At 69.2% G+C, this 503-nt stretch carries 1 protein-coding gene; it reads left to right on the plus strand.

Annotated features, from left to right (window positions below; translation table 11 throughout):
• Positions 1-503: LLM class flavin-dependent oxidoreductase (locus IEZ08_RS39210; protein ID WP_189244268.1), on the plus strand; the 503-nt coding region annotated here is incomplete at both ends.

Consider the following 503-nt stretch of genomic DNA (forward strand, 5'->3'; position numbering starts at 1 on the left):
CTCGACGCCCCGGCCGCTCGACGGCGTGCCGCCGTTCGTCTGGCACGGCTCGATCCGCAGCCCGGAGATCGCCGAACAGGCCGCCTACTACGGCGACGGCTTCTTCCACAACCACATCTTCTGGCCCAAAGAGCACACCCAGCGGATGGTCGGCCTCTACCGGCAGCGCTTCGAGCACTACGGCCACGGCTCGGCCGACCAGGCGATCGTCGGCCTCGGCGGGCAGGTGTTCATGCGCACCAACAGCCAGGACGCGGTGCGCGAGTTCCGTCCCTACTTCGACAACGCCCCCGTGTACGGCCACGGCCCCTCGCTGGAGGACTTCATGGCCGAGACCCCGCTGACCGTGGGCAGCCCGCAGCAGGTCATCGACCGCACCCTCACCTTCCGCGACTACGTGGGCGACTACCAGCGCCAGCTGTTCCTCATCGACCACGCCGGCCTGCCGCTGAAGACCGTGCTGGAGCAGCTCGACATCCTCGGCGAGGAGGTCGTGCCGGTGC

The sequence above is a fragment of the Planobispora rosea genome (assembly GCF_014648175.1).
GTDB classification, from domain to species: domain Bacteria; phylum Actinomycetota; class Actinomycetes; order Streptosporangiales; family Streptosporangiaceae; genus Planobispora; species Planobispora rosea.